Source organism: Arhodomonas sp. KWT (assembly GCF_010993615.1).
This window is the reverse complement of sequence record NZ_WNXE01000021.1, coordinates 35,406-37,895: the sequence shown is the minus strand read 5'-3', so window position 1 is coordinate 37,895 and position 2,490 is coordinate 35,406. Positions and strand designations below refer to the sequence as shown.

Here is a 2,490-nt window from a genome sequence, read left to right as displayed (position 1 = left end):
GTGGGCCTCGGTTATCGCGGTATCGGCATCGACGACGAGACCGCGCTCGCCGATGCGGTGGCGGCGCCGCCGATGCCGGCGCTCGCGCTCGTGGACGTCTCGGGCTTCGGCCCGTCGGTCTGGTCCATGTGCGCGGTCCTCCAGGCGAACGAGGTGCCTTTCGTGGTGCTCTCCGCGCCCGAGGAACTCTCTCTCGGTGGTCGTGCCGTTGCGAGCGGTGCCCGCACCGTGGTGCAGAAACCCGTCGCCAAGGTGGCCCTGTTGCGAATCGTCCGCGATCTGGCAGGTCCGGGATGAAGCAGTGTAACCACTTGCACACCGTCGGACGACGGGGAGGCAGGGCTTGAACTACCGGTATGATGATCTCCACGGGGTGGCGTGGCGCGGAGTGGCGACGGACACGGTGGACGATACCGTGCCTGCCGACCGCGTTCTGCTCCTGCTCGGCGCCTCCGGCAACCGGCGCCTTCTCGAGGGCCACCTACAGGATCACTGCACGGTGCTCGAGCCGGGCAAGTGCGGGTTGCCTGAGGACGGCTTCGATCTGGTCATCGCCGACGTCGGCGGATTCCGGCACTGGCGCCGCCGGCTACAGGAGGCGAAGCGGCGCGAGGCGCCGACCTTCCTGCCGGTCGTGCTGCTGCTCTCGCGCTCCGAGCTGGATCGCCGGCTGGCGGCGTTATGGGATGTGGCCGACGAGTTCATCGTCACACCGATCGAGCGCCGCGAGTTCAGCGAGCGCGTGGCCATGCTGTTACGCGCCCGTTCCATGGCCATCGCCCAGCGCGATCACCTGGCTTACCTGGTCAACTACGACAGTGTGACCGGGCTGCCGAACAAGAGCCTGTTCCTCGACCGCCTGGTCGCCGCCATACGTGAGGCGTCGGTGCTCAACCGGCAGCTGCCGGTGACCGTGATCCGTATCCCCCTGGGCCGGGTGCTCAAGTCCTTCGGCCACCATGCGCTTGAACGGGCGGTGACCGCCTGTTCCCGGCGCCTGCAGACGTTACTGGGTGATACCGCCTCGCTGGCGCGGCTGTCCACGGACGAATGGGGGCTGCTGCATCGCCCGGGCACCACGGTGAACGAGGTGCTGGAGGTGTGCGGGAGAATCCGCCAGATCGCGGAATCGCCGGTGGAGATCGGTGACGAGCGCGTGCGCATTACCCCGCGGGTCGGCGTCGGCCTTTACCCGGAGGATGGGGCGGATGCCGCGACGGTCCTCGACCGGGCGACCAGCGCCCTCTCGGAGACCGACGATGTCGGGCCGGTATTTTACTCCCGCCAGGTCCAGCAGGAGGCGTTACGGTTCGTGCGCACGGAGGCACGGCTGCTGGAGGCGCTGGAGAAAGGCGAGTTCGAGCAGTGGTTTCAGCCCCAGCTGTGTCTGGAGACGGGCAGGATACTGGGGGTCGAGGCGCTGGTGCGATGGCGTCTGCCCAGCGGGGAGCTGGTCCCGCCCGGGGAGTTCCTTGCCGTCGCCGAGACGTGCGGCCTCATGCCCCGAATCGATCACTGCATGCTTGTGAACGTGTGCGCGACCATGAGCGAATGGCGTCGGCAGGGGGTGGGGATCGAGCGGGTTGCGGTGAACGTCTCCGCCGAGGACGTGCGCGCCCCCGGGTTTGCCGCAACGATCCGCGACACCCTGGAGCATTACCAGCTGCCGCCGCCGTCCCTGGAGCTCGAGCTCACGGAGACGGCGCTGTTCGACATCTCTGACGAGAACCTCCAGAAGCTCAACGATCTCAGGGGCCTCGGCGTCAGCATCGCCGTGGACGACTTCGGTACCGGCTACTCCTCATTGAGCTACCTCCATCGCCTGCCCATCACCACGCTCAAGATCGACCGCGCATTCATCACCGACGTGCACCGGGACGAGACCAACGCTGCGATCACCCGCACCATCCTGTGGCTCGCGCACAATTTCGGTCTCGAGACCGTCGCTGAAGGGATAGAGACCCCGGACGAAGCACGTTACCTGCGCTCCCTTGAGGTATACAGCGTTCAGGGGTTTCTCTTCGGTCGTCCGATGCCGGCGCGGGATCTGCTTCGCTGGATGAAGCAGCGCAGTGCGCGCTGGCGGCTGTGATCCCCCGGTGGGAGGCCGGTTCAGCCGGCGGGCGGATGCGGGTGGCAGCGCCGGGCGAGTTCGGCGCGCGAGTGCACGCCGAGCTTGTGATAGGCCCGGCGCCGGTAGGTCTCGGCGGTGCCCGGGTTCATCCCGGCCGCTGCCGCCGCGCTCTTGAGCGTGTGGCCGCGTAGCAACAGCGTACACAGCTCGCGCTCGCGCGTGGAGAGCGTCTCCAGCAGCCGGCTCTCCGCCGTGCCGGGGCCCTCCGTCGGTGGGCCGTCGCTGTAGTGGCGGCGCATCAGGCTTGCCAGCAGGGGGGCGAGCGCCGAGATCTCGTGGACCTCGTCGCCGGTGAAGGCCCCTTCGCCGCGGCCGCGATAGAGGTTGAGGTAGTAGGCCACGCCCTCGCCGGGCAC

Annotated in this window: 3 protein-coding genes; 2 read left to right on the top strand and 1 reads right to left on the bottom strand. The window is 68.2% G+C overall.

Annotated features, from left to right (window positions below; translation table 11 throughout):
* Together G7A99_RS06315 and G7A99_RS06310 are read left to right on the top strand one after the other, a co-directional pair.
* Positions 1-297: response regulator (locus G7A99_RS06315; RefSeq protein WP_163139235.1), on the top strand; the 297-nt coding region annotated here is incomplete at its 5' end.
* A gap of 46 nt (positions 298-343) precedes the next feature.
* A complete protein-coding gene (locus G7A99_RS06310; RefSeq protein WP_163139234.1) occupies positions 344-2,092 on the top strand; it encodes a bifunctional diguanylate cyclase/phosphodiesterase in 1,749 nt (582 codons plus the stop codon).
* Positions 2,093-2,112: 20 nt separating this feature from the next.
* On the opposite strand, the gene G7A99_RS25250 is transcribed toward G7A99_RS06310, so the two are convergent.
* The coding region (locus G7A99_RS25250) for a helix-turn-helix transcriptional regulator (protein WP_240466127.1) at positions 2,113-2,490 on the bottom strand (378 nt) is incomplete at its 5' end.